Source organism: Candidatus Dactylopiibacterium carminicum (assembly GCF_014736495.1).
Classification (GTDB): Bacteria; Pseudomonadota; Gammaproteobacteria; order Burkholderiales; family Rhodocyclaceae; genus Uliginosibacterium; species Uliginosibacterium carminicum.
The window spans coordinates 1-24,912 of the sequence record NZ_MDUX01000057.1 but is presented as its reverse complement, the minus strand read 5'-3'; the positions used below and the strand labels follow the sequence as shown (position 1 = coordinate 24,912).

General features: G+C 62.8%; 21 protein-coding genes and 2 pseudogenes. 8 read left to right on the top strand and 15 right to left on the bottom strand.

The annotated features are described in order from the left end of the window. The 6 genes and pseudogenes from BGI27_RS14515 to BGI27_RS14490 all read right to left on the bottom strand — a co-directional run. Positions 1–373, bottom strand: a pseudogene (locus BGI27_RS14515) (transposase); the annotation flags it as partial. After that, on the bottom strand, positions 366–836 hold the full coding sequence (locus BGI27_RS14510; RefSeq protein ID WP_095530380.1) for a phosphatase PAP2 family protein: 471 nt from the start codon (positions 834–836) through the stop codon (positions 366–368). The gene BGI27_RS14510 and the pseudogene BGI27_RS14515, both read right to left, overlap by 8 nt. Before the next feature lie 75 nt (positions 837–911). After that, entirely contained in the window at positions 912–2,252 is a 1,341-nt protein-coding gene (gene argG, locus BGI27_RS14505) for an argininosuccinate synthase (RefSeq protein WP_095525553.1), read from the bottom strand. A gap of 72 nt (positions 2,253–2,324) precedes the next feature. Further along, positions 2,325–3,650 (bottom strand): NTP/NDP exchange transporter, encoded by a 1,326-nt coding sequence (locus BGI27_RS14500; protein WP_095525548.1) that lies wholly within the window; start codon positions 3,648–3,650, stop codon positions 2,325–2,327. After that, positions 3,640–4,563 carry an aldo/keto reductase gene (locus BGI27_RS14495; RefSeq protein WP_095525547.1) on the bottom strand — a complete coding sequence of 308 codons (924 nt, stop codon included), beginning with the start codon at positions 4,561–4,563 and terminating at the stop codon, positions 3,640–3,642. Before BGI27_RS14495 ends, BGI27_RS14500 begins: the two co-directional genes overlap by 11 nt. A gap of 544 nt (positions 4,564–5,107) precedes the next feature. Further along, the gene (locus tag BGI27_RS14490) at positions 5,108–5,740 is read right to left on the bottom strand and encodes an EF-hand domain-containing protein (RefSeq protein WP_095525546.1); all 633 of its coding nucleotides are present in this window, start codon (positions 5,738–5,740) and stop codon (positions 5,108–5,110) included. Here BGI27_RS14490 and BGI27_RS14485 point away from each other — a divergent pair. Next, complete coding sequence (locus BGI27_RS14485) at positions 5,727–5,939, top strand: hypothetical protein (protein ID WP_141239774.1); 213 nt, start codon at positions 5,727–5,729, stop codon at positions 5,937–5,939. The two genes, BGI27_RS14490 and BGI27_RS14485, sit on opposite strands and share 14 nt — an antisense overlap. A 157-nt stretch (positions 5,940–6,096) precedes the next feature. Here the strand turns inward: BGI27_RS14485 and BGI27_RS14480 are convergent, their stop codons facing one another. Further along, entirely contained in the window at positions 6,097–6,528 is a 432-nt protein-coding gene (locus BGI27_RS14480; protein WP_170943055.1) for a flagellar protein FlhE, read from the bottom strand. A 306-nt stretch (positions 6,529–6,834) separates the two neighbouring features. On the opposite strand from BGI27_RS14480, the gene BGI27_RS14475 reads away from it, so the two are divergent. The 5 genes from BGI27_RS14475 to BGI27_RS14455 are packed head-to-tail and all read left to right on the top strand — an operon-like array spanning position 6,835 to position 10,132. After that, positions 6,835–7,782 (top strand): M23 family metallopeptidase, encoded by a 948-nt coding sequence (locus BGI27_RS14475; protein WP_141239773.1) that lies wholly within the window; start codon positions 6,835–6,837, stop codon positions 7,780–7,782. Continuing rightward, on the top strand, positions 7,775–8,161 hold the full coding sequence (locus BGI27_RS14470) for a hypothetical protein (RefSeq protein ID WP_095530378.1): 387 nt from the start codon (positions 7,775–7,777) through the stop codon (positions 8,159–8,161). Before BGI27_RS14475 ends, BGI27_RS14470 begins: the two co-directional genes overlap by 8 nt. A gap of 19 nt (positions 8,162–8,180) precedes the next feature. Further along, a complete protein-coding gene (locus BGI27_RS14465) occupies positions 8,181–8,594 on the top strand; it encodes a bactofilin family protein (RefSeq protein WP_095525542.1) in 414 nt (137 codons plus the stop codon). A gap of 43 nt (positions 8,595–8,637) precedes the next feature. Continuing rightward, a complete protein-coding gene (locus BGI27_RS14460) occupies positions 8,638–9,075 on the top strand; it encodes an NfeD family protein (protein WP_223871819.1) in 438 nt (145 codons plus the stop codon). A 25-nt stretch (positions 9,076–9,100) separates the two neighbouring features. Next, positions 9,101–10,132, top strand: a complete 1,032-nt coding sequence (locus BGI27_RS14455) for a patatin-like phospholipase family protein (protein ID WP_095525541.1) — start codon at positions 9,101–9,103, stop codon at positions 10,130–10,132. A 15-nt stretch (positions 10,133–10,147) separates the two neighbouring features. On the opposite strand, the gene BGI27_RS14450 is transcribed toward BGI27_RS14455, so the two are convergent. From BGI27_RS14450 to mutS, 8 genes are all read right to left on the bottom strand, one after another. Next, entirely contained in the window at positions 10,148–12,712 is a 2,565-nt protein-coding gene (locus BGI27_RS14450; protein ID WP_095525540.1) for a [protein-PII] uridylyltransferase, read from the bottom strand. 9 nt (positions 12,713–12,721) lie between these two features. After that, complete coding sequence (gene map / locus BGI27_RS14445) at positions 12,722–13,573, bottom strand: type I methionyl aminopeptidase (protein ID WP_095525539.1); 852 nt, start codon at positions 13,571–13,573, stop codon at positions 12,722–12,724. 77 nt (positions 13,574–13,650) lie between these two features. Further along, positions 13,651–14,685 carry an Ldh family oxidoreductase gene (locus tag BGI27_RS14440; RefSeq protein WP_095525538.1) on the bottom strand — a complete coding sequence of 345 codons (1,035 nt, stop codon included), beginning with the start codon at positions 14,683–14,685 and terminating at the stop codon, positions 13,651–13,653. Between the two features lie 14 nt (positions 14,686–14,699). Next, the gene (locus BGI27_RS14435) at positions 14,700–16,169 is read right to left on the bottom strand and encodes a glycosyltransferase family 39 protein (RefSeq protein ID WP_095525537.1); all 1,470 of its coding nucleotides are present in this window, start codon (positions 16,167–16,169) and stop codon (positions 14,700–14,702) included. A gap of 13 nt (positions 16,170–16,182) precedes the next feature. Then, positions 16,183–17,730: an ArnT family glycosyltransferase gene (locus BGI27_RS14430; RefSeq protein ID WP_095525536.1), complete on the bottom strand. Its 1,548-nt coding sequence runs from the start codon at positions 17,728–17,730 to the stop codon at positions 16,183–16,185. Between the two features lie 171 nt (positions 17,731–17,901). Next, complete coding sequence (locus BGI27_RS14425; protein ID WP_095525535.1) at positions 17,902–18,411, bottom strand: heme-degrading domain-containing protein; 510 nt, start codon at positions 18,409–18,411, stop codon at positions 17,902–17,904. A gap of 113 nt (positions 18,412–18,524) precedes the next feature. Further along, positions 18,525–19,847, bottom strand: coding sequence for a methyl-accepting chemotaxis protein (locus BGI27_RS14420; protein WP_095525534.1), 1,323 nt, complete (start codon positions 19,845–19,847; stop codon positions 18,525–18,527). Positions 19,848–19,985: 138 nt separating this feature from the next. Beyond that, complete coding sequence (gene mutS / locus BGI27_RS14415; RefSeq protein ID WP_223871818.1) at positions 19,986–22,586, bottom strand: DNA mismatch repair protein MutS; 2,601 nt, start codon at positions 22,584–22,586, stop codon at positions 19,986–19,988. Between the two features lie 157 nt (positions 22,587–22,743). Between mutS and BGI27_RS14410 the strand changes: the two genes are divergently transcribed. Both BGI27_RS14410 and BGI27_RS14405 read left to right on the top strand, forming a co-directional pair. Beyond that, positions 22,744–24,015 (top strand): tyrosine-type recombinase/integrase, encoded by a 1,272-nt coding sequence (locus tag BGI27_RS14410; RefSeq protein WP_095525550.1) that lies wholly within the window; start codon positions 22,744–22,746, stop codon positions 24,013–24,015. 127 nt (positions 24,016–24,142) lie between these two features. Further along, positions 24,143–24,912, top strand: a pseudogene (locus tag BGI27_RS14405) (IS3 family transposase); the annotation flags it as partial.

The following is a 24,912-nucleotide window of genomic DNA, read 5'->3' as shown; positions in this document are numbered from 1 at the left end:
TGCCAGGCGTAGTACCCACTCGGATGGACCCGCATGACCTTGCACATGCGTCGGATTGGCCAGACGTTCTGATGCGCTTCGATGAAGGCGTACCTTACCCGGACTGCTTGGCAAAGTACGCTGTGGCCTTTTTTAGGATGTCGCGCTCCTCGGTTACCCGCTTGAGCTCGGCTCGTAGCCGACGTAACTCGTCCTCTTGGCTATCCTGCGTTTGACGCTCCTGCGGCGTCAGGCTGTAGCGCTTGATCCATGCGTACAGACTGTGGATGCTCACATCCAGTCGCCCGGCAACGTCCGCAACGCTATGTCCGCGATCGGTCACTTGCTTGACCGCTTCAATCTTGAACTCTTCCGTGTATCGCTTGCTACTCATAGACACCTCCACTTGGTTGCCAGCTTAAGGCTTCGAAGTGTCTAGTGAACCGGGGGCGATTCAAAGGGCGCTTGCGCTGGTAATGTTCCTTGGCGCGCTTCGTAGCGCCTGATAGATCGCGCCGGCTGCGTTGCAGCAGTTCGTGGAGATGTGGTACGTCCGCCTGGGGGATGCGTGTGCCCAGCGCGCAGGCATAGGTCTGTGCCGCACGCGGGAAGGAGAGGTCTGCGTCCGAAATCGCCTGCGCCCAACGCGGTGTGTCGCGTAGTGTGAAGCTGCGGCGGGCGATGTCCAGGTCCAGTGCCTCGGCAGCTGACCCGGGGGCGGGCGGTGGCGGTAGCTGGGCAAGGCTGCTGGGTAATTCGGATTTCTTCAGATAACCCTTGGCCCTGGCATCCTTGGCGCTCGAGATGCCGGGCAGGATGGTGATAGCCAGCAAGAGTGCGGACAGCATGCGGTTCATGCATCCTCCCCAACGTGATGTGTGCAGATATGAAAAAGCCCGCCTTGCGGGCGGGCTTGAGATGCCTGTGGCTGCTTACTTGCCGTCGCCGGTGAGCAGTGGGATGCTGCCATCCGACTGCTTGCCGAGCAAGCCGGTGCCGGTATAGATGCCCAGCTTGTGGCGGGTATCGGAGATGTCGAGATTGCGCATGGTGAGCTGGCCGATGCGATCGGCGGGCGTGAAGGCGGCGTCTTCCACCTTTTCCATCGACAGGCGCTCCGGCGCGTAAGTGAGATTCGGGCTCACGGTATCGAGCAGCGAATAGTCGTTGCCACGGCGCAATTCCAGCGTGACCTCGCCGGTGATTGCACGGGCCACCCAACGCTGGGCAGTTTCGCGCAGCATCAGGGTCTGCGGGTCGAACCAGCGGCCCTGATACAGCAGGCGACCCAGGCGCAGGCCGTTGATGCGATATTGCTCAATGGTGTCTTCGTTGTGGATGCCGGTGAGCAGGCGCTCGTAGACGAGGTGCAGCAGCGCCATGCCCGGGGCTTCGTAGATGCCGCGGCTCTTGGCTTCGATGATGCGGTTTTCGATCTGATCGCTCATGCCCAGACCGTGGCGACCACCGATGGTATTAGCTTCTGCGAAGAGATCGACGGCGCTGGCGAAGGTCTGACCGTTGATGGCGACGGGCACGCCTTCCTCGAAACGCACGGTGACGGTTTCGGGTTTGACGACTACGTCTTCACGCCAGAAGGCGACCCCCATGATCGGGTTGACGATGTTGATGCCGTTGTTGAGGAATTCGAGATCCTTGGCTTCATGCGTGGCGCCGAGCATGTTGGAGTCGGTGGAGTAGGCCTTCTCCACGCTCATCTTGTAGTCGAAACCGTTGGCGATCAGGTATTCGCTCATCTCCTTGCGGCCACCCAGTTTGTCGATGAACTGCTGGTCCAGCCAGGGCTTGTAGATCTTCAGTGCCGGGTTTGCGAGCAGACCGTAGCGGTAGAAGCGCTCGATGTCATTGCCCTTGTAGGTGGAGCCGTCGCCCCAGATGTTGACGCCGTCTTCCTTCATCGCCACGACCAGCGCGGTGCCGGTCACGGCACGGCCCAGCGGCGTGGTATTGAAATAGGTGTTGCCGCCGCTCTTGATGTGGAAGGCACCGCACTGGATGGCGGCGATGCCTTCGGCGACGAGCTGCGGGCGGCAGTCGATCAGGCGGGCGATCTCTGCGCCGTAGGCCTTGGCCTTGCGCGGGATCTCTTCGTAGTCGGACTCATCCGGCTGGCCGAGGTTGGCGGTGTAGGCACAGGGCACGGCACCCTTGCCGCGCATCCAGTGGACGGCGGCGGAAGTGTCCAGGCCACCGGAGAAGGCGATACCGACGCGCTCGCCGGCGGGAATCTTTTGCAGGATGGTTGCGGTCACGGAAGACGTCTCGTGCAGAAAATCAAGTGAAGCGCGCATTGTAGCGCGTCGCCTGCGTCCGCGTCTGGCTGCTCAGCGTTGCGCGGCCTCTGCGGCCAGCTGTTTCTGCCGCCTTCCCAGCCACAGTGCATTGCCCACCCAGAGAGCCGCCAGCGGCACGGCAGTGAGTGCGACGCCGGCGACTCCGGCCCCGAGGCTGCCAAGCAGCGCGTAGGACCAACTGCCGAGCTGATCTCCGCTGCGATAGACCACAGTGTCCAGCACGCTCTTGGCCTTGTACTTGTCTTCGCGTGGCAACACGGTGAACAGCATTTCACGTGTGGGTTTGGCGAGCCCGAAGTTGGCAACGCGGCGCAGCACCTGGACGGCCACGATTGCCGCAACCGTGGGTGCCAGAGCCAGCAGGCCGAAGCCGGCAAGGCTCAACGCCGGAAGGACTGCCGCCGCGATGGCGACCCCGAAACACTTGATGAAGCGGCTGGTGAGAAAGACCTGGAGCAGCAGGGTGAGTATGTTTACCACCAGATCGACGTTGGCGAAGAAGGCTGTGCGGGAGGCGCGATCCGGGAAATGGTCGCGCACGATGCTGGCCTGCTGGAAGTACAGGAAGGTCGAGGTGACGGTGAACAACAGGATGTAGGCACCGATGCCCAGAAGATAGGGCGAGCGAAGCATGTGTGTGAGGCCGGAGAGGATGCTGCCGCCCACGGGGGCTTCGGCTTCCCGTTCGGCTGCAGCAGCAGCGTCGCTGCCGGGCTCGCGCAGATGCGGGGCCAACTGGGATAGTCGGCGTACTGCGAGCACGGCCAGCAGCAGCAAGAGGGCGGAGGCGGAAAGCAGCCAGTGTGCTTCCAGCCGGCTGGCGAGTCCGGAGGCCCGTGCTGATCCGCAAATGGCACCCACCGTGGCTCCCGCCGAGATCAGCCCGAAAAGCCTGCGGGCCTGCTCGGCGCGGAAGACATCCACCATCAGTGCCCAGAACACGGAAACCACGAACAGGTTGAACACCGATACCCAGATGAAGAAGCCGCGCCCGATCCAGATACGTTGCATTTCATCCGCCGCCTGCAGCAGGAAGATGAAACCGATGAGATTGGTGGCGAAGAAAAGATAGGTCCAGGTGATGAAGCGCACACGCGGCAGGCGGCGCACCAGTGCGGCATAGGGCGGATTGATCGCCAGCATGGCAAGCAGGGTGCCGGTGAACAGCCATTGCAGGTTTTCCACGCCGCCTTCGACGCCCATGGTGTCGCGGATCGGGCGGATCACGTAATAGGCCGCCATCAGGGCCAGCACATACAGCCACGCCCAGGCGAGCACGATGAACTCCTGCGGCCGCAGTTCGACCAGGCGCGCCAGCCGTTCGCGTACGCGCGCCGCAGGCGCTTCAAAGGGCATCGATGAATGTCTCCATGCGCCGGCGCAGTGAGGCATCGGGCAGACGGCCGGTGGCGGCGGCCAGGTTGTCCAGCACGTATTCCGCTTTGGCCATCCCAGGGGCTGCGCAGGTTACGGCTTCATGCGAGATCAGGTATTTGAGGAAGAACTGGGCCCAGCTTCGGCAATCGAATTCCGTTGCCCACTCCGGCAGGGGTTTGCCTTGCACGGCACTGAACAGGCGCCCGCGGCCGAAGGGCAGATTCACCATCACGCCCATGCCAAGATCATGCGCGGCCGGAATGATGCGCCGGGCGGCTTCTCGGTTATCCAGCGCGTAATCGACCTGGATGAAATCCAGCGTTTCGCGCTTGATCACGGCTTCGAAGTCGGTGTACTGGCGGTCGAACGACGTGGTGATGCCCAGGTATCGGATGCGCCCCTGCTGTTTGTAGTCGCGCAAGAGCGCCAGTTGTGTGTCGGTATCGCGCAGGTTATGCAAGGACACCACATCGATGATCTTGGTGCGCAGGGCACGGAAGGAGTTTTCGAGCTGCGCTTGTCCGGCCTCCCGACCGTTGGCGCCTATCTTGGTGGAAAGGAACAGATTGCCGCGTGTTCCCAGGCTTTCGAGCAGGCCGCCGACCACCGACTCTGCCTGACCATAGGACGGGGCTGTGTCGATCAGCACGCCCCCCAGTTCTCCGAATTTCTGAAGGGTGGCACGCAAAGGAGCCAGGGCGGACTCGTCGGCTGCGCTCTCGTAGCGTCTGGCCGTGCCAAGACCGACTGCAGTGATCTGTTCGCCCGACGAGGGGATCGGTTTCCGGATCAGGCCGCCAGGGGCTGCCGCCAGACTGTGGCCCGGAGGTATTGCCAGTAATGCAAGCAGCGCTGGGGTTCGCTGCAGGAATTCACGACGACCGATGCTCATGGAAACCTCCGGCATTCACGAAAGAGGGATTGCAAGGGCAAGGGGGCGCGGCACCCAAGCGTGGATTCCGCACGATCAGGCCAATTGTGTCAGTTTGATTGCAGGGGGCCGTTTCCGCCAGTTCTTCATGGGCGGCGTGCCATACCGCAGCGTTTGCATGGCTGACTAGCGGGCAGGTTGGGCGGTCGCTGCACCTCGATCCACCGTATGGCGCGTTTTAGGCTGTGGTCAGCCGGGAGGCTTTCCGTTCGAGCATGCGACCATGCAGGCCTAAAGTCCGCACCTGTGTGGTGTAGGCGGCGGGTTGTTGACTAGCAACCTGGCGCCCCTGTGATGAGTGATACCGAAGCGAACAATCCGTGCGTGGCTTGTGGCGCGTACTGCTGCCACTTTCGTGTTTCCTTCTGCCGGCACTGACCCCGATCCGCGCGCATGCGACCGACGCCGAACGACGTATAGGGTAGCGCGTAGCTTTCCGCGGCTGACTTGGCTGAAGACTGCGCTATCTGCTCCGGGCGGCGGGAGTTGCCCGCCGTAGCCCGGATCAGGCAGTGGTGTAGAGCACGGATGTTTGCTGCACAGTGATGGTGTCGCTGCCATAGCTGCGTGCCAGTTGCATGACGCGCAGCATCGCGGCCAGTTCGGCCTCATCGGTGGCTGCGCTGCCGGCGCTGGCCGTGGTGGTCGTGGAGGACAAGGATTGGTCGTAGGCCTGTGCTTCGGTAAAGCTTACCTTGCCATCTCCGTTCGTATCGGCAGCTTCGAAGTTGGCAACGATGTTGCTGATCAGGCTGGCTTGCTCGCTATCGCTGTTGCCGATTTCATTCAACTGAGCCTTGAGTTCGTCCAGCGTGAAACCTTCATCGTCTTCAGGGGGTGGAGGTGGTGGTGGCATGTTGCCCAGCGCCTGCTGCATACGGCCGGAACTGAGCTGGCTTTCCAGCTGCTCGGCCAGACGGTTGAGGCTGGCCGTGAGCTCGCTTTCGGTCAATTTGCCGTCGGAGTCGCTGTCCAGTGCCGAGAACAGACTGGCGGCTTCGTCTTCGGCATCGCTGGATAGGCCGGTGAGTGCGCTCTGCAGGTCGGCCTGTTCGAGATAGCCCTTATTCTGGCTGTCCAGCCGGCTTACCAGGCTGCTGGCCAGCGAGCTGAAATTGTTACTGATGCTGCTGATCATGATCGTGCTCCTCGCAGGAAAGAAGGACGTGACCACCGCTTGTGACTGGTGGTCATCCCGCCCGCGCGAATATCCGCTGCGAGCTGGTGATCTTCTCTGCAAGATGTCGGCCGGAGGCGCCTCAAAACGCAGGCGATCGGCGTCAAACGGATTAAAAAACCCTCAAGAAAACAAGGTGTTTCGGGCTTTTTTGGCCTGAATTCGAGGGGGTGGGAGCCTTTTTCCCCGGGACAGGCAAAGACTGCCGCCAGTGCGGAACACCGCCGGTCCTGTCACGACGAGGTTTGGCAAGCCTGGACGGCAGTATTTGCCGTATGACTGCCGCGGCTTGAGGCAAGCATGGCGCCAATGCGCGGTCACTCGTACCAGTTCACCACCACGCTGGCATGCTGGCCAAATAGTGGGAGCATGCCCCCTTGGCCACCGACACGGGCGCGGAAATAAAAGGTACGGGAAGGATTGCTACCTGTGAAGACATGGCTGATGCCTTCGTTGCTGTCGCTCACATCCGCGCAGCGACCTCCGTGCTGGCAGAGTTGTATGCGAAGTTCGGCGGGTTTGCGGTCGTAAGCCCAGCGGTAGGCAACCGTGGTGATGCGAGCGGTGGTGGCCGGTGCGGGCCCGACGAGGGGAAGAGAAGTCTGCGCGTCGTAATTGCGACGTGATATACCGGTCATGCCGGATTCAGTGCTGTAGGCGCGATGGGTGAGGGGCGATTCTGCCCGTGCTGCGCAGGGAAGTACGCTCAGCAGCGTGACAGACAGCAGTAGGGGGAGCTTTGCATTCATGGCGGATTCCGGACTGGCAGGGAGGCATTGCGTGGCAAATACAAGCAACATCCATACGCATCTATTCACTGTGAGCCGGTGATCGGGCCAGCTTACCGGCGTGCCGCTATCGGCGCCGAGCGAGGTGGTCGATCCGCGGAATAAGTCACGCGAAGTGTTAATATTTGCGGCGTTTTGCCGAAACCCTTGTCGGAGCGCGGGTTTTCCCGTGGTTCTGCAAGGGTGCCGGTGTGTCCCTAACCGGTTGTTCGGCGCCCGCCGGCCTGTCGCTTGTCGCAGTTGCTGGTAAAACATGGGGGATCGATCGTGTCTTTTGTGGTTCATACATCAGGGTCGTTTGCGCGTTCCGGCATACGGACCCTGTCGCTGCGTGCTGTATTGCTTGGTGGTGCGGTCTGCGCGGCACTGGTCTGCGCAACCAGCTTCTGGGCCGGTATGCAGTTCGGTCAGCGTCTGGGGCGTCAGGAAATGACGACTCTGGTAGGCGCCGAGCTGGACCCGGTGACTGAACAGTTCTCCGTGGATCGGCTGGGTGAAGTGTCCGGTCGACTGGTGCGGCTGGAGTCCGAAGCCCGTGCCCTGGTGAAGAAGATCTCCGCGCTGGAAACCGTGGAAGGTGCGCTGGGGGATGTGCGGCGTGGCCGTACTGCCGTTACGCCTCGTACACCGGTACGTGGGGCCTCGGGTGGCCGTGCGCTGGCGCCGGCTCGCTGTGGCGAGCCCGTGAGTGACGACATGAGCGGTGCCGAACGCTTGCAACAGACCGAACGCGGCTTGGATTGCGTGCAGGGCCTGATCCGTGACATCGATGCCGTGGCGGCACAGCGCAGCCTGGTGCTGATGAGCATGCCCACGTTCGCACCCGTGAATGGTCAGATGAGTTCGCGCTTTGGCAATCGCCTGGATCCTTTCACGGGCAGCCTGGCTTTCCATTCCGGTGTGGATTTTCCGGCCACCCCCGGCACGCCGATCCGTGCCGCTGGCGCTGGCCGCGTGCGGACTGCCGGCTGGATGTCCGATTATGGCTACACCATCGAGATCGACCACGGTAACGATCTGATCACGCGTTATGGGCATGCTCTGCGATTGCATGCCAAGGTCGGCGATCTTGTGACGCCGGGTCAGCTGATCGCCGAGGTGGGGTCGACAGGGCGCTCAACCGGGCCCCATCTGCATTTCGAGGTTCTTCACCAGGGACGTTTTGTGGATCCTGCCTTCTATCTTTCCATCGGGGCCAGGGTTCCGCATGTTTAAGCACAAGAGCTCCGATGGGGTTACACGCGAGTTGACCGAGCGACGTTATGCCCTGCAGGCGGAACAGCCGCGTCGTGTCTGGTGGTGGTTGTTGTCGCTGGGGCTGGTGGCTGGCGGCGTCTATGCCTTGCAGCCGCCTTCCAGCGCAAGCGTGCAGAGACAGATGGGCGATCGGTTGCAGGAGGCCCAGGCCCGGCTGCAGAGCCTGCAGCAGGAGCAGCAAGCGCTGGCACTGGCGCTCAAACACGAGAAGGTGACGCGCGAAACCCTGGAGAAGGAATTCGCGGAACAGGCGGAAGAGCTCAAACGCGTACGGCGCGATCTGGCCTTCTATCGCAGTAATTCGAGTGCTCCACCCGCGGCGGCGGCTGGGCGCTGATCTTTTCAGGGAGATGTCGATGTTTGGCAAGAAGAAGGAATCACGGATCGAGTTGACCAAGCTTTCCAGCCTGATCGCGGAAAACATGGAGGTGAGCGGCGATGTGCAGTTCCTGGATGGCCTGCGTGTCGATGGCCACATCAAGGGCAACGTGCTGACCAAGGCCGGCACCAAGAGTCTCCTGGTGCTGAGCGATCAGGGCAGCATCACGGGCAATGTCAGTGCCTACGATGCTGTGGTCAATGGCACCATCGTTGGTGATCTGGAAGTGGAGCACTTTCTTGAACTTCAGGCCAGCGCGCGCGTGACGGGTAATATCGTCTACCATCAACTGCGCATGGATTGTGGCGCCACCGTGGAAGGCAAACTCACGCGGCGCGGCGAGTTCGAGGACAGCGGTAACGTGGTCGAGCTTTCCAGCGCGGTGCAGTAACCCTTTCCCGGTTTTCATCGTTTTCCCGGAGCGAGCAATAATCATGGCGTGGTGGCACTGGCTGGTTCTGGGGTTTGCGCTGTGCGTCGCAGAGTTGGCGATGCCGGCTTTCGTGCTGATCTGGTTTGGCCTGGGCGCCTTGCTGGTCGGCGTGCTTACCTGGCTGCTGCCTTTCGGGCTCGTGGCGCAGGTCGTGGCCTGGACTGTGTTCTCGGCTGCGATGTTGGCTGTCTGGTTGCGTTATTTTCGTGATCGTCGCCAGACCACTCGTGCCGGAGCCTCGGATGCCGCCATTGGCGAGATCGGTCTGCTGGTTCGGGGTGTCCAGCCTTTCGGCCCTCCTGGCGAAGTGTTGTTCCAGCGTCCATTGCTCGGCTCGGATCGCTGGCTCTGCAATGCGGATGTTGCCTTGCCGCCCAATGCCCGTGTGCGCGTGGTGGCGGTGGAGGGCAACGTGGTGCGGGTAGAAGCCGCGGGTTGATTCCAGGTAGCGGCGGGAGGCCAGAATGTTCGGCCATGATCGGGGTTCCCACCGGGTAATGAGTCTGGCGCTGCAAGGTGGTGGCGCGCATGGTGCCTACACTTGGGGCGTGCTCGACGCCTTGCTCGAGGACGGGCGTTTTTCCTTTGAAGGTATCAGTGGCAGCAGCGCAGGCGCGATGAATGCGGTAGCGCTGGCGCACGGCTTCCTGCTCGGCGGCCATGAAGGGGCGCGTGAGGCCCTGGCCGGATTCTGGGATGGCGTGGCAATGCTCGGCAGCCCTGAACTGGTGCCACCGGTCTTCGATGCCTCTTTGCCACCGCCGGGGGCGAGCTGGATGATGCAGCTCTCGCGCTGGTTGTCGCCCTATCAGCTCAATCCGTTGGCGATCAACCCGTTGCGCGATCTAGTGGAAAGCCAGTTCGACTTCGAGCGTCTGCAGGAAGAATGCCCATTCGAACTCTTCGTGGCAGCCACACACGCCAATACCGGTGAGCTGCGCCTGTTCCGCAATAACGAGTTGATTGCCGATGCTCTGCTGGCTTCAGCCTGTCTGCCCAGCATGCATCAGACGGTGATCATTGACGGTGAACCCTATTGGGATGGTGCCTATGCGGCCAATCCGGCGGTATTTCCGTTGCTGCGTTTTTGCGATGCGCGCGATGTCCTGCTGGTACTGCTCTCACCATTGCGCTACGAGCGCACACCGCGTGGTGCGGATGAAATCCAGCAGCGCACGCTGGACTTGGCCTTTTCCAATGCCTTCCGGCGCGAGATGAGGCTGCTTGCTGCGATGCGCGAGATGGCAATAGAGAGTGGCTGGCTGTCCGGCACACTGGAGCAGCGTCTGCTGAGTCTGCGTTTTCATCTTATCGATGGTGAAGCGGCCCTCGGGAAACTCGCTTTTTCCAGCAAGGTAGTAGCCAACCAGGCATTTCTTCATCGATTGCGCGATGCCGGGCGCAGTGCCGCGCAACAGTGGCTGGCGGCCCACGGAGAGGCCGTGGGGCATCGTGCCAGCGTGGATATCGAGCGCATATTCCTGCCGGCAAGGTAGGAATGCCGAGGGGCGCTACAGTCGCAGCTTCTCCAGCAGCTCTGCTTGCAGTTGAACGGTTTTGGCACTGTTGTCCAGTGCCGCACCGGAAACCAGGAAGGTGTCCTCGGCCCGTTCGCCCAGCGTGGCGATCTTGGCCGTGTGCAGATTGATTTCGTGCGCGGCCAGGGTCCGCGCCACGTTGTAGAGCAGACCGGGTCGATCGGCGGCTGCGATGGAAAGGATGAAGTGCTGGCTGCGCTCGTCGGGTTGCAGGATCACGGATGGTGCGATCGGGAAATGCTTGAGCTGGCGTGACAAACGCCCTGGGGGAGGCGGGTCGATGCAATCGCCGCAAGCCAGTCGTGCGGCAAGCTCATGCTCGATCAGTGTGACGACATCGCGGTAGTGCGCAGCTACTTCGCTTTCGTTCGGATCCATGATGACGAAGCTGTCGAGCGCGTAGCCGTCGCCAGTGGTATGGATCTTGGCGTCCAGGATGGTATAGCCCATGCGCGCGAAGAAACCGCACTGGCTGGTGAAGAGATCACGCTGGTCACGCGTATAGACCATCACCTGCAAGCCGCGCCCGATCGGACTCATGCGAGCCTTGACCACTGGCTCGGGGCTGTCTGGTCGGTAATACAGCGTGCGGGTGTGCCAGGCCACTTCCTCGGGGTCGTGACGCATGAAATAGAGCGTATCGAGCTTGCGCCAGAAGGCGTCCTCTGTGCCGGGGCGCAGGCCAAAGAAGCGCAGCCGCTCGCGAGCGGCTTCCTGGCGCTCGCTGATGCCCAGCAGTTGTTGAGGGCGTTTCCCTTGCAGCAACTGACGTGTGGCCAGGAAGAGTTCCTCGAGCAGGCTCGCCTTCCAGTTGTTCCACACCTTGGGGCTGGTGCCGCGGATGTCGGCGTGGGTGAGGATGTAGAGCGCGGTCAGGCGGCGCTCGGTCTTCACCAGTGCGCCGAAGCGGCGGATCACTTCGGGATCGGAGAGATCCTGCTTCTGGGCGATCTGGGACATCGTCAGGTGATGCTCGACGAGCCAGACCACGAGTGCCGTGTCTTCACGAGCCAGACCATGCGCGCGACAGAAGCGGCGCGCGTCGGCCATGCCCAGTTTCGAGTGGTCGCCGCCGCGGCCCTTGGCGATGTCGTGGAACAGCGCGGCGATGAAGATCAGCCAGTAGCGGTCGAAATCGTTGATCAGACGCGTGAGCAGCGGATACTCGTGGGCGTGTTCCTCGACGACGAAACGGCGCACGTTGCGCAGTACCTGCAGGATGTGCTGATCGACCGTGTAGACATGGAACAGGTCGTGCTGCATCTGCCCGACGATGCGGGCGAAGTTCGGCAGATAGGCGCCAAGAATGCTGTACTGGTTCAGCCGCCGGAATTCGTGGGTCTGACCTCGCGGCTCCTGCAGCATGCGCAGGAACAGCTCGCGATTGCGTGGGTCGCGACGGAATGCCGGGGTGATCAGGCGGCGCGCGTGCCACAGCGCGCGTAGCGTGCGTACCGTCATGCCCTTGAGCTCCGGATGCTGCTGCATCAACAGGAAACTCTCGAGAATGGCTGAAGGCGCGTGCTGGAAGACATCGTCAGCGACGATGTCGAGCTGGTCGCCACGGGCCTGGAAGCGCTCGTTGATGGCGAAGGTCTCCCAGGTTGCCAGGGGGGTGAAGCGTTCTCCCAGACTCTGCAGGATGATGGAGTTGAGCTGCGTGATGCGTTTGGCCGCCAGGTAGTAGCGCTGCATCACGACTTCGGATGCGCGTTTGCCACTGCTGGCGGTGATACCGAAACTGGCAGCAAGGCTCTCTTGATGATCGAAGACCAGGCGATCCTCGTGGCGGCCGGCGATGTGATGCAGGCGGATGCGCACCTGTTGCAGCAGTCGTTCATTGCTGCGTAGCGCACGCAATTCCTCGGGCGTGATCAGGCCGTGGGTGGCAAGATCCTGCCAGCGTGCGCCAAGCCCCGCCCCCAGCGCGATCCAGATGATGGTCTGCAGATCACGCAGGCCGCCGGGGCTTTCCTTGCAGTTTGGCTCCAGCGAGAACGGCGTATGGTTGAAACGGTTGTAGCGCTGTGCCTGCTCGGCCAGTTTTGCGCTGTAGAACGTCTCGATATCCAGGTGATCGGCGCGATGCGCGATGAATTCGCGATGCAGGCGCCGGCTGCCTGCGAGCAGACGGGCCTCGAGCAGGTTGGTCTGGATGGTGACATCCTGTGAAGCTTCGTCCAGACAGACTTCCAGCGTGCGCACGCTGTGACCAACGTTCAACCCCAGATCCCACATCCGGCTGATGAAGCGTTCGATCAGGCCACAGGTCGGGCCATCGGGCTCGGCATCCATCAGTAGCAGGATGTCGACGTCCGAATAGGGATACAGCTCGCCGCGCCCGTAACCGCCGACGGCCAACAATGCATAGCTGCCTGGCAGGGCGGACTCCTGCCAGAGCGTTTGCAGGGTCTTGTCCACCAACCGGCAGCGGCCGCGCAACAGCCGCTGCGGATTGCCATCGTGTTCGAAAGCGGCGCGCAGCGCCTGCTGGCCGTCGACGAGTTGCTGACGCAGGGCGGCAATCCGGGCATCCATGGGGGATCCTCAGGCAGCGGTGGCGGTGATCGGCGGATGGTCCGGGAAGCGGACAGGCTTGTCTGCCATCCATTCGGGCGGGCGTGGTGCCAGCGCGGAGTAGGTCAGCACTTCGACTCCCTCGGCGGTGACCAGCAAGGTGTGCTCCCACTGCGCGGAAAGCGAGCGATCCTTGGTGACGATGGTCCAGCCATCGCTGAGTTCGGAGATCGCCGCCTTGCCGGCGTTGATCATCGGTTCGATGGTGAAGATCATGCCTTCGCGCAGTTCCACACCGGTGCCCGGTTTGCCGTAGTGCACCACCTGTGGCTCTTCGTGGAAGTTGCGGCCGATGCCATGGCCACAGAATTCGCGGACCACCGAAAAGCCCGCGCTTTCGGCATGCCGCTGGATGACGTGACCGATATCGCCCAGCCGCGCACCGGGGCGGACCTGGGCAATGCCCAGCCACAGGCATTCGAGCGTGATCTGGCAGAGTCGTCTGGCCTGGATGCTGGCCTCGCCGACGATGAACATGCGACTGGTGTCACCATGGAATCCATCCTTGATGACGGTGATGTCCAGATTGACGATGTCGCCCTTCTTCAGCGGCTTGGGCGCCGGAATGCCGTGGCAGACCTGATGGTTGATCGAGGTGCAGATCGATTTCGGATAGGGCGAATAGCCGGGGGGCGCATAGTTCAGCGGAGCCGGCACGCAGCCTTGCACGTCGACCATGTAGTCATGGCAGAGCTGGTCAAGCCGTTCGGTGGTCACCCCGGGTTGCACGAACGGTGTGATGTAGTCGAGCACTTCGGCTGCCAGGCGGCAGGCGACGCGCATTTTTTCGATTTCTTCCTGGGTCTTGATGATGATGGACATGCTGTCGGGGGTTCTCGGTCAAGCGCCCAAGGCTAACGCAGAAGAGGGGAGGCGGGCAAATCGCCTCCCCGCCTGGCTCAGACGTCGAGCTTGACGCCCACGCCTGCCAGTTGCGTGACGATCTCGGCGTGCAGCGGCACGCCTTTGGCGAGATTGGTGTCGCGCGCCTGCCAGCCGCGTTCGCCCGGCCAAAGGAAAGGCTCGCGCGTGCTTGCCTCGCGTTGGAGGTAGGTCAGGTAATCCTCCACACGCGCGTGCAGGGCATCCAGCCCGCCGAAGGCGGCAGGCTCCAGTGCGATGAAGAGCTTGGCCGATTCCGGGTCCAGACCGCTGCGGTCGCCGGAATGGATCTCGTTACCGAAAGGCGTGTTGGCCAGTGCTGCGGTCATCAGCTCCATCATCAGCGCCAGACCCGCACCCTTGTGCCCGCCGAAAGGCAGCACGGCACCGGCGAGGATGGCTGCAGCGTCGCGGCTGGGATTGCCATCCTTGTCTAGACCCCAACCCTCGGGAACGGAGTGTCCTTCGCGCAGCCAGGTGCCAACCTTGCCCACGGCGGCCTGGCTCATGGCGATATCCAGTACCAGCGGCGCAGCGGTATCGCGGCGTGGGATGGCGATGGCTAGCGGATTGTTGCCGATCACCCGGTCAGTGGCGCCCCAGGCGGCCATCGAAGGCATGGCATTGGTGGTACAGATACCGATCAGCCCGGCCTGGGCTGCACGTGCTGCGTAGGCGTGGGCACGGCCCCAGTGCGTGGTGCGGGTCGCCATGCAGGCGCCGATGCCTGCCACGCGCGCATTGCCGATGGCTTCGCGCATGGCGCGTGCGGAGAGGCTGCGGCCTGGGCCGTTGCCGCCATCGAGCAGGCTGACGGCCGCGAAGGTCTTCTTCAATGCTATTTCCGGCTGCGCCCTGGCGCGGCCATCGCGCAACGCAGCGAGCAGCCCCGGCAGCATGCGGACACCGTGGGAAGGCACTTCCAGCAGATCGGCCTCAGCCATGATCGAGGCTTCTTCGCGGGCGAATTCATCCGGCACGCCAGCCGCAATGAGTGCGGCGGCAACCTGCTCGCACAGGACGGGATACGGGATGCGTAAAGGATCAGGCATGTCTTTCTCTCCTCTCAGTAACCACGAAAACCTTCGAGCAATATTATTTCCACGTGGCGTTGCAGACCCGGCATCACGTCAACAATCACGTCGCCCAGTTTTTCGCGACGTGCAAAACGCGGCGCCACATCGTCATCGCCGGATTGCGTCACCAGAATCAGCGGCCGGATGCCATTGGCTGCCTGCAAAGGTACCGTGAGCTGGTAGTGATCGGCGGGATGCGGATTCGGTGCCCAGGCGACCGCATCGAGATCCAGATCGCGCAGCTCATAGCTCAGGTGCGCCATCAGGGTACGGTCCTTGGTCAGCAGCATGGCCCCCGGGTGCGCAGCGAAATAGGGCCGGACGCCATCGGCTAGCGCATCCCAGCCCTTGGCGCGCTTGAGCGGATCCAGGCGCGCGGGTTGCGGCTTGCCGGTGAGCTGGAAGTAATCGCCCAGATGATAGGCCGCGAGCATCACGGCGATGTTGATCGCCAAAGCACCCAGCCACCAGCGTGTCCGTAGCCGGGTAAGCCAGACCACACTCAGCAGCAGCGCGGCGATCAGGGCCGGCGCCGCCCAGTTGCCATTGGCCTCGGAACGCATGGCCTGGAAGAAGACCAGACCGAACAGTGGCAGACTGAAGGAGAGCAGGAACTGGCTGCGTGGATCGTGCCAGCGGCGCAGTGCGAAACCGATGCCGACCAGATAGGCCAGAGCGAACCCCGGCCCCAGCGAACCGGCCTGCGCGAGCAGGAATTCGCCTGCGTTGCCGGTCTTGGCGTTTTCACTCACATGGGTGATCTCTGCCGTGTGGCGCAGCGTGGGGAAATCATGTTGCCAGTTCCACAGGATGTTGGGCAGCACGATCAGGGTTGCCAGTGCCACTGCGATCCACAGGCCGGGATGCAGAAAGGCACGCCGGCGCTGTCTGTCTGTCAGCAGATACAGTCCAGCTGAAGCGGCGAATGCACCCATGGTGTATTTCGCCATGATGCCCAGGCCCACGGCCACGCCCAGCAGCAGCCAGTCGCGCCAGCGGTCGTATTCGAGTGCGCGCAGCAGTGCCAGCATGGCCAGCGCCCAGCAGAACAGCAGAGGCGCATCGGTGGACACGGCCAGACCGAGTGCCGAGACCAGCGGGATCAGCGCGAACGAGAGGCCGGCACGGAAACCGGTCTGTCCGTCGTAGAGGCGGCGGCCGAGCAGGTAGAGCAACCAGGCCGTGGCGGGATAGAGCAGCAGCGCAGACAGTTTCACCGCCAGCAGGCCATCGCCGAATACGGCGGTGGTGGCGGCGATCAGCCAGGCGATCACAGGTGGTTTGGAGTAGTAGCCCCAATCCAGATCCTTGGCCCAGGTCCAGTACTGGGCTTCATCGATATAGAGCGTCACGCCCAGGCGCGGGATGATCCACAGCCGGTAGGCCGTGAGCAGGAGCAGCAGCAGGAGCAGCAGCCAGGCCTGGGTCGAGCGGGAAGCGGAGCGGTTCCAGTCTTGCATGTCCGGTCAGCCTTTACTTCAGATGCAGCAGCACGACGCCGCCTTCCTGGAACAACACATCGGCATCCAGACCGGCAGGCAGGCGATCACGGCGGGTCAGGGCGATCTGCCCGGGTTGGGCCTGCACGGTGGGCGTCACCCGCTGGCTGTAGACCGAGAAGCTGGGGGCATGGAAATTCCATAGCACTGTCTGGCCTTCATGCTGGCGAGCCGCCAGGCCGGCACGCTTCACGGGCCCCTGCAGCAGATCTCCCACGAAAGGAGCAACCGCCAGGGCGAGTAGCAGTGTGTGCAGGCAGGCCAGTACCAGGACTCGGCCGGAGGCATCCATCCTGTAGCGCAGCAGGTGCAGACTGGCGACGCCACCCAGCAGGGCCAGACCGGCAAGCCAGGGATAGGCAGATGGAATGGCTTCGGCGACACGGCTGACCTGGAGCTGGTAATAGGCATCCTTGACCCAGCCTGCCGTGGCAGCATGGGCCATCAACCAGGGCAACGCGAGGAAAAGCAGCATCAGGCCGATCAAAGGTAGCGAGCCTGCCCAGGCGTTCCGGACGCGTTCTCGATGCATCGCCAGCAGTACGAACAGCGGTGTGCAGCCATACAGCGCGTAATGCGGCAGCTTGGTGCCCGAGAGCGAAAAAAAGATCGTGACGAATCCGAACCAGATCCACAGGAAGCGCGGCAGCGGCTCGCGCCAGTCCGCTGGCAGGCGGCGTAGTGCGGCGATCAGCCAGACCAGCCAGGGCAGCACCAGCACCGGGACCATCAGCACGTAATAGAAGAGGCTGCCAGAGTGCCCTTCCAGCGAGGAAGAGAAGCGCTCCACGTTGTGCTTGAGGATGAAACCGTCGATGAAATCCTGCCCATGGATAGCGAGAATCGTGGCGTACCAGGGCACAGTGATGGCGAGCAGGATCGCCCAGCCGGCAGGATTGAACACGCTGCGCATCCAGTCACGCAGGCGAGCGCTGGAGAGGCAGAAGAGAAAAGTGGTCGCCCCCGGCACCAGCAGCGCGATGGGGCCCTTGGTGAGCACGCCCAGCCCGATCCACGCGAAGCTGCGCAGGAGCGGCGCGCGGGCGCCGGATTCCAGATGTCGCCAGCCGTCCAGCAGGGCGAGTGTCAGCAGCATGTTGAGCAGTGCATCGGCGGTGGCTGCACGGCCGATCACATGCACGCCCAGGCTGGTGGCTGCGATACCGCAGGCGAGCCAGCCGGCGGTGCGGCCAAAACGCTGCCAGGCAAACAGACCCACGGCATAGCACCAGGCCGAGGCTGCAAGTGCCGAGGGCAGGCGGAAGCTCCATTCGTTTGGCCCGAACAGCCAGACAAAGAGAGCCTGACACCAGTAAATCAGGATCGGCTTGTCAAAGCGTGGCGCGCCGTTGAGCCAGGTGGAAAGGAAATCGCCACGCACGAACATTTCGCGTGTGGCTTCCGAGAACGCGCCTTCATCCACGTCGAACAAGGGCGCTCCGCCCAGGTTCATGAGGAACAGGACGGCGGGAAACAGGAACAGCAACCAGCGGGCGTGGCGGGGAACGATCTCTATATTCATGTACGGGCAGCGTCTGGATACCGGAGCCGGGCGGCCCCGGTGTGCAAGGCCAGGCTGTAGCGCAGTGAGGGAAGTTCCTCGCCCGCGAACAGCCGGCCAAGCCTAAAACGAAGGCGGGATGATACCGGGGCTGGGCAGCCCGGCACGCATCCTGGCGCAAGAACGTGGCGATCAGCCAGGGTGTTCCTGGTCTGCCAGCGCAACCTCCGCCTGGGGGACTGCCAGCATCTGCGCCAGCACGCTGACGATGAACTCATGATCGTCGCGCTGCATCAGGCCGGAGACGCAGACCGAACCGATCACGCCGACGCCGCGTAGCCGCAGCGGAAAACCACCCCCGGCGGCTACGTAATCGACTCCCGGCAAACTGTAGCGCTCGGCGAGCGTGCTACCCCGCTGCAGCAGGAACAATGCCATGGCGTAGGAGCTTTTATGGAAGCGCTGCACCATATTGCGCTTGCGGCGCAGCCAGTCGGCATTTTCCGGGGTGGTGCCGGGCATGGCGCAATGGAAGAGCGGGAAACCATGGAACTGGATTTCGATGGCCAGCGCATGACCCGCGGTCAGCGCCGCTTCGCGCAGCCGGTTGCCGAGCGTCCAGGCGGTGTCGGCATCGAAATGGTCAAACTGCAGACGCTGCTCTTGCAGAGCAATGCGGTCAAGGTCAGCGATGAGCGACATGCGTGGGCTCCGACTGGTAGGAAGTCGGCATTGTAGCGGTGCTGATGCGGGGTTTTCGCCTTCATCGGTTTGATTGCCGTCCTTGTCTTGCCGCACCGATCGGGTCCGACGGATCACTCTGCAGTAGTGTCACGTAACTGGCGCACCACTGCGACCACGGTTCCCGCACCCTCGTGGATCTGCTGGATGGTGCTGCCGACCTCCGTCACCAGGCGAACGCCGGCGTCCACGCTTTCCAGGCTGGTATCCATGCTTTCGATCACGCTGCGGGTTTCGCGCTGGATGTTCTCGATCATGTGCGCGATATCTCCTGTGGCAAGTCCCGTGCGTTCGGCCAGTCTGCGCACCTCGTCGGCTACCACCGCGAAGCCACGCCCCGATTCACCTGCACGGGCCGCTTCGATGGCGGCATTCAGAGCCAGCAGGTTGGTCTGGTCCGATATTTCGCGGATGGTATTCACGATGGAAGTGATACGGCTGGTTTGCTCGCCCAATCCTGATACCTGCGTCGAGGAGCTTCCCATCTGGGCGGCCAGGGCTTTCATCTGGAGGATGGTTTGCTCGATGGCTTCCCGGCCGCGCGTAGCGAGTTCTTCAGCCTGCAAGGATGCCTGCGTCGCGGTCTCGGCACTCCGCCGCTCCTGTTGTACCCGCAAGATCCGGGGCGTGATGTCGCTGGCAATCTTGACGACGCGATAGGGCCTGCCCTGATCGTCCAGCACAGGATTGTAGGAAGCTTCCAGCCACACGGTTTCTCCCTGACGGTTGATGCGTTCGACCAGGCCGGAGCAGGGCTCTCCGGCATTGAGCTTCCGCCAGAACTCTGCATAGTCGTTGCTGCGTGCGTATGCCTGAGGGCAGAAGATGCGGTGATGGCGGCCGACTACTTCTTCCTGCCTGTAGCCCATCACCGCGAGGAAAGGGTCATTGGCCTGCAGAACCTGTCCTTCCATGTCGAACTCGATCACGGCCATGGTGCGGTTGATGGCTTCGAGCAGGCCTCGCGTGCGGTCGGCATCCTTGATCCGTACCGTGATGTCATTGGCGATCTTGATCACCCGGCTGACCGTGCCCGTGTGATCACTGACCGGGATGTAGGTGGCTTCCAGCCAGACCGCGCTGCCATCCTTGCGTACGCGCTGGAATTTGCCGCTGAAGGATTCGCCGCGGCGCAGGCGCTGCCAAAAATCCTGATACTCGTGGCTGGTGGCAAAATCCGGTTTGCAGAAGATCTGGTGTGACTGGCTGACGATTTCCATCGTCGTATAGCCCATGCAACGGCAGAAGAGCTCGTTTGCCTTGAGAATCGCGCCCTCACGATCGAATTCGACAATGGCGACGCTGCGTTCCAGCGCATTGGCCCTGTCACGCAGACCAGAGAGCTCAGTGCGCAGGTGTTCGCATTCCTGCCGTTTTTGCTTCGACTGGAAGATCATGATGGCGCGCCTCCCGGAAATAGGGGTTGAGGCCGAGATCGCGCGTGCATCGCAGCCACAGCCGCACCGCAGCCCTCGTCGTGGCGACGGATTACGGCAGCGCTCCTGCTTCCTGAAGTGCCCCCTCGGGCTTGCCGTTCAGTGCTTGTCGAGCTGCTTCTTCAGCGCGTAGAGAGCCTCCATGGCCTCGCGCGGGGTCATGCTGTCCGGATCCAGATCGGTGAGTGCCGATAGCGCCGGGTGGCTTACCTGCGCTGGCTCTGGCTCGGGTAGCGAGGCGAACAGATCCTCCTGCGGACCACCGGCGACTTCGCGATTTTCCAGCGCACGCAGGCGTCGCTTGGCGTCGCGCACCACGGCGGGCGGGATGCCGGCGAGCGCCGCCACCTCGATCCCGTAGCTCTGCGAGGCAGGACCATCCTGTACGGCATGCAGGAAGACGATGCTGTGGCCATGCTCCACCGCACCCAGATGTACGTTGGCGCACTCCGGGTAGTCGTGGCCCAGGCGGGTGAGCTCGAAATAGTGGGTGGAGAAAAGCGCATAGCTCTGGTTTTTGTCGAGCAGATGCCGGGCGATGGAATAGGCCAGTGCCATGCCGTCGAAGGTGGAGGTGCCGCGCCCGATCTCGTCCATCAGCACCAGACTGTGCTCGGAGGCACCATTGAGGATGGCTGCGGCTTCGGTCATCTCGACCATGAAGGTCGAGCGGCCGGAGGCCAGATCGTCGGAAGCACCAATGCGTGTGAAGATGGCATCCACCGGGCCGATGCGTGCCGACTCCGCCGGCACGAAGGCGCCGCAGTGCGCCAGCAGCACGATCAGCGCCACCTGGCGCATGTAGGTCGATTTACCGCCCATGTTCGGGCCGGTGACCAGCAGCATGCGGCGTGTGGGGGCAAGCCGCGTATCGTTGCTGATGAAATTGTCGACCTGGCGTTCGACTACAGGATGGCGGCCACCCGTGATCTCGATGATCGGCTCGTCGACGAGTTCCGGCGCGCGGTAGTCGTAGCGCGCGGCGGCCTGGGCGAAGGCGTTGAGCCCATCGAGCAGGGCCACGGCATGGGCGATGCGCTGCAGGCGTGGCACTTCGGGCAGAAGCCGGGCGACCAGATCCTCGTAGAGCATCTTTTCGCGGGCAAGCGCGCGCTCCTGTGCCGAGAGCGCCTTGTCCTCGAAGGTCTTGAGCTCGGGGGTGATGTAGCGCTCCGCGTTCTTCATGGTCTGGCGGCGGCGATAGTCTTCCGGCACCTTGTCGACGTTGGCGTGGGTGACTTCGATGTAGAAGCCGTGCACCCGGTTGAACTCGACCTTCAGGTTGGCGATGCCGGTGCGTTCGCGCTCGCGGGTTTCCAGGGCGATGAGGAATTCGCCGCAGTTGTTCTGGATATCGCGCAGCTCGTCCAGCTCGGCATCGAAGCCGCGCGCGATCACGCCACCGTCGCGCACCATGGCAGCCGGCTCTTCGGTGATGGCGGCGGTGAGCAACTGCAGCACGTCCAGCGGTGGAGCAAGATCGGAATACGTCTGTGCGAGCAGGGCCGCATCGGTACTCATGATCGGTGCGCGCACTTCGTCCAGCGCGGCGAGGCTTACGCGCAAGGCCGAGAGCTCGCGCGGACGCACGCTGGTCAGTGCGATGCGCGTGGCGATGCGCTCGATATCCGCAATCGGGCGGAGCGCGGCAGCTACCGCGCTGAGTGGGCCATCGCCGGCATCGCCCAGCAGTGCACCGACAGCCGCGTGGCGCTCGCGGCAGGCCTGGCGCGAGGCCAGCGGGTGATGCAGACAGTGGCGTAGCCAGCGCGAGCCCATGCTGGTCTCGGCCAGATCCAGCAACGAGAGCAGGGTAGGAGAGGATTCACCACGCAGGGTTTCGGAAATTTCGAGGTTACGGCGCGTCTGTGCGTCCATGCGCAGATAATCGCCTTCGCTCTCCACGCGCAAGGTGGTGATGTGGGCCAGCGCTTGCCGCTGCGTGCTGCGTGCATATTCGAAAAGCGCGGCGGCGGCGGAGAGTGCCACATTCAGCCCTTCGGCACCAAAGCCGGCCAGGTCGCGCGTGCCGAAATGCGTGGTCAGCAGTTCCTGTGCGGTCTTGGCATCGAACTGCCAGTCGGCGAGCCGACGGATTGCGGGCACACGCGCTTCCAGTAATGGCAGCTTCAGCGATTCCGGAATCAGCGCTTCGGCCGGGCGCAGGCGTTCCAGATGGCTCACCAGCGCCTCGGGCTCGGTTTCCACGAGGCGGAAATCCCCGTTGGCGAGGTTCAGCCACACCAGACCGAGCACGCCGCGATTGAGCTGCACGGCCAGCAGTGGCGCTTCGGCACGTTCGTCGAGCAGCGCAGCATCAGTCAAGGTGCCGGGCGTGACGATGCGCGAAACGGCACGCTCCATCGGCCCCTTGGTGGCCCCCGGCTCACCTACCTGCTCGGCGATCACGGCGGATTTACCCATCTTCACCAGCTTGGCAAGATAGGGCTCCAGCGCATGGTGCGGCACACCCGCCATCTTGATCGGCTGCCCGCCGGAAGCCCCCCGCGTGGTCAGCGTGATGTCCAGCAGCCGGGAGGCGTACTCGGCGTCTTCGAAGAACAACTCATAGAAGTCGCCCATTCGGTAGAACACCAGGGTATCCGGGTGCTGAATTTTGAGCCGGATGTATTGCTGCATCATCGGCGTGTGTTTGTTCAGTTCTTCTTCGGTGATGAGGGCGATTCCAGCGGTTTGCATCGGCGTAGTGAGGGTCTTAGCGGGTTCTGGGGCTGGCTGGTTTTGGTGTCTGCGCCCGTTTGCAAGTGCCTGCACTTGTCGTTTTGGTGTAGCTTTTTAGGTGGGTAAAATAAAAGCTATACCGCCTATTTTGGCGGGTTTGAAAAGCTACACCGCCATGACATTCGACGCGCGCGAGATCAAGCTGCTGCAGCCGGGAGAGCATCTTACCAGCCCGGATTATCCCGGCCTCAGGATCGAGGCGACGGCCACCCGCCGGACGTGGGTGTATCGCTATCGCAGCCCGGTGGATGGGCGGCTTCGGCAGATCAAGATCGGGAGCTGGCCAGGCACCTCGATGCACGCCGCCATTGCCGCTTGGGAGGATCTGCGGGCGCGGCGCGATGCGGGCGAAGATCCGGCGGAGGATGCCAAGTCCAAACGTTTGGAAAAGCGCGCGGCAGCTGCGGCGAAGAAGCGCACGGCCGCCATTGGCACTGTGCGCCAGGTGGCGCTGGATTACCTGGATGGTCACATCGACAAGGTGCGCGCGCCGAAGGGCGCGGCCGAGGTGCGGCGGATGCTGACCACGATGCTGGGCGACGTGGCCACCGTGCTGGCGGCGGATCTCACCCGGGCGCAGGCTTTCGATCTGATCAAGGGGGTGGCGGAGACAGCGCCTGTGCAGGCCGCCAAGCTGCGGGCAGAGCTGGGCGCGGCATGGGATTACGCCATCGATGCTGGCCGGCTGCCGGACGATACGCCCAACTGGTGGCGCCAGATCCTGCGCGGCCGTATCCGCAGCAAAGGCAAGCACCTGGCCGGCAAACCAGTGGGCACGGCCAAGCGCGTGCTGTCGCCCGAAGAAGTGGGCACCTTGCTGCGCTGGCTACCGAACTTCACCGCCCTGGTTGAGGACGCGTTGGTGCTCTATCTCTGGACGGCCACGCGCGGCGCCGAGATCCTGGGCATGCGGGGGAGTGAGATTTCTATCGAGAACGGCCAGACCTGGTGGACGGTGCCCAAGGCGCGCACGAAGAGCGCGCGCCATGCCAGTGCGACCGATCTGCGCGTGCCGCTCTTCGGGCGGGCGCTGGCGGTGGTGGAGCGCCGGCAGCAGCTGTATGGAGAGGGGCTGCTGTTCCCCTCGCGAACGGGTAAATCCGTGGATCAGAAGGTGATCGGCATTGCCGTGTGGAATCACCAGCCCTACTGCACGTCACGGCCCGAGGTGGTGCGGCCGCGCCTGCCTGTAACCCATTGGGCGCCGCATGATCTTCGGCGCACCTCGCGCACGCTGCTGGCCTTGCTGGGCTGCCCGGACGCCGTAGGGGAGGCGATCCTGGGGCACATGCTGCCGGGCGTGATGGGTACGTACAACCGGCATGCTTATGACGCTGAGCGGGTGGAGTGGCTCAGTAGGCTGTCGAGCTATCTGGATTTGTTTTAAGAGAGCGTTGCGAAATTCATATTGAATTCTAAAGTGAACCGTGCGTAATGCTCATGGGGAGGGGTGAATCGCCCCCGGTTCACTAGACACTTCGAAGCCTTAAGCTGGCAACCAAGTGGAGGTGTCTATGAGTAGCAAGCGATACACGGAAGAGTTCAAGATTGAAGCGGTCAAGCAAGTGACCGATCGCGGACATAGCGTTGCGGACGTTGCCGGGCGACTGGATGTGAGCATTTACAGTCTGTACGCATGGATCAAGCGCTACAGCCTGACGCCGCAGGAGCGTCAAACGCAGGATAGCCAAGAGGACGAGTTACGTCGGCTACGAGCCGAGCTCAAGCGGGTAACCGAGGAGCGCGACATCCTAAAAAAGGCCACAGCGTACTTTGCCAAGCAGTCCGGGTAAGGTACGCCTTCATCGAAGCGCATCAGAACGTCTGGCCAATCCGACGCATGTGCAAGGTCATGCGGGTCCATCCGAGTGGGTACTACGCCTGGCACAAGCCCAGCCGCTGTCTGCACCTGCCCTGGAAGATCAGCGCATTGAAGGCCTGATCAAGCAGTGCTGGCTGGAAAGTGGTGCCGTGTATGGTTACCGTAAGATCACGCATGACCTGCGCGATCTGGGCGAATCCTGCGGCAAGCATCGTGTTGCTCGGCTGATGCGCCAGATCGGCCTCAAGTCCCTGACGGGCTATGGGCGTCGGCCGGGCCGCTACGGGGGGGCTGTCCTGCCAACGTGTCACCGAACCATCTTCAGCGCGAGTTCGACGTGAGCGAACCGAACAAGGTCTGGGTGACTGACATTACGTACATCCGCACGCATGAGGGCTGGCTGTTTTTGGCGGCAGTCCTGGATCTGTTCTCGCGACAGGTCGTGGGCTGGTCGATGAGTGC

What these genes read in the sequence shown, in the direction of transcription:
- mutS (WP_223871818.1), bottom strand. Translation starts at nt 22,586, where the DNA reads ATGCAAACCGCTGGAATCGCCCTCATCACCGAAGAAGAACTGAACAAA.
- BGI27_RS14510 (WP_095530380.1), bottom strand. Translation starts at nt 836, where the DNA reads ATGAACCGCATGCTGTCCGCACTCTTGCTGGCTATCACCATCCTGCCC.
- BGI27_RS14480 (WP_170943055.1), bottom strand. Translation starts at nt 6,528, where the DNA reads ATGAATGCAAAGCTCCCCCTACTGCTGTCTGTCACGCTGCTGAGCGTA.
- BGI27_RS14435 (WP_095525537.1), bottom strand. Translation starts at nt 16,169, where the DNA reads ATGCAAGACTGGAACCGCTCCGCTTCCCGCTCGACCCAGGCCTGGCTG.
- BGI27_RS14430 (WP_095525536.1), bottom strand. Translation starts at nt 17,730, where the DNA reads ATGAATATAGAGATCGTTCCCCGCCACGCCCGCTGGTTGCTGTTCCTG.
- BGI27_RS14410 (WP_095525550.1), top strand. Translation starts at nt 22,744, where the DNA reads ATGACATTCGACGCGCGCGAGATCAAGCTGCTGCAGCCGGGAGAGCAT.
- BGI27_RS14490 (WP_095525546.1), bottom strand. Translation starts at nt 5,740, where the DNA reads ATGATCAGCAGCATCAGTAACAATTTCAGCTCGCTGGCCAGCAGCCTG.
- map (WP_095525539.1), bottom strand. Translation starts at nt 13,573, where the DNA reads ATGTCCATCATCATCAAGACCCAGGAAGAAATCGAAAAAATGCGCGTC.
- BGI27_RS14460 (WP_223871819.1), top strand. Translation starts at nt 8,638, where the DNA reads ATGGCGTGGTGGCACTGGCTGGTTCTGGGGTTTGCGCTGTGCGTCGCA.
- BGI27_RS14500 (WP_095525548.1), bottom strand. Translation starts at nt 3,650, where the DNA reads ATGCCCTTTGAAGCGCCTGCGGCGCGCGTACGCGAACGGCTGGCGCGC.
- BGI27_RS14465 (WP_095525542.1), top strand. Translation starts at nt 8,181, where the DNA reads ATGTTTGGCAAGAAGAAGGAATCACGGATCGAGTTGACCAAGCTTTCC.
- BGI27_RS14455 (WP_095525541.1), top strand. Translation starts at nt 9,101, where the DNA reads ATGTTCGGCCATGATCGGGGTTCCCACCGGGTAATGAGTCTGGCGCTG.
- BGI27_RS14450 (WP_095525540.1), bottom strand. Translation starts at nt 12,712, where the DNA reads ATGGATGCCCGGATTGCCGCCCTGCGTCAGCAACTCGTCGACGGCCAG.
- BGI27_RS14440 (WP_095525538.1), bottom strand. Translation starts at nt 14,685, where the DNA reads ATGCCTGATCCTTTACGCATCCCGTATCCCGTCCTGTGCGAGCAGGTT.
- BGI27_RS14495 (WP_095525547.1), bottom strand. Translation starts at nt 4,563, where the DNA reads ATGAGCATCGGTCGTCGTGAATTCCTGCAGCGAACCCCAGCGCTGCTT.
- BGI27_RS14485 (WP_141239774.1), top strand. Translation starts at nt 5,727, where the DNA reads ATGCTGCTGATCATGATCGTGCTCCTCGCAGGAAAGAAGGACGTGACC.
- BGI27_RS14420 (WP_095525534.1), bottom strand. Translation starts at nt 19,847, where the DNA reads ATGATCTTCCAGTCGAAGCAAAAACGGCAGGAATGCGAACACCTGCGC.
- BGI27_RS14425 (WP_095525535.1), bottom strand. Translation starts at nt 18,411, where the DNA reads ATGTCGCTCATCGCTGACCTTGACCGCATTGCTCTGCAAGAGCAGCGT.
- BGI27_RS14470 (WP_095530378.1), top strand. Translation starts at nt 7,775, where the DNA reads ATGTTTAAGCACAAGAGCTCCGATGGGGTTACACGCGAGTTGACCGAG.